Here is a 212-nt window from a genome sequence, read left to right on the forward strand (position 1 = left end):
GACTTGCATGTGTTAGGCCTGCCGCCAGCGTTCAATCTGAGCCATGATCAAACTCTTCAATTAAAGTTCTTTTGAAACCCGAAGGTTTCGGCTCAATGAATTCTGATTGCTTTATCAACCGAAGCTGACAAAGTCTTTGTACATATTACTATGAACATTCATCGTTGCATTGAGTTGTAATTTTTTGATTGCCAACATTCCGAAGAACAGAA

The 212-nt window shown here is 39.2% G+C and carries 1 rRNA gene; it reads right to left on the reverse strand.

The window, feature by feature from the left end:
• Positions 1 to 63 (reverse strand): 16S ribosomal RNA (locus AAEY99_RS21785); the annotation flags it as partial.
• Positions 64 to 212: the final 149 nt, after the last annotated feature.

The organism is Shewanella sp. S1-58-MNA-CIBAN-0166 (genome assembly GCF_040310085.1).
Taxonomy (GTDB): domain Bacteria; phylum Pseudomonadota; class Gammaproteobacteria; order Enterobacterales; family Shewanellaceae; genus Shewanella.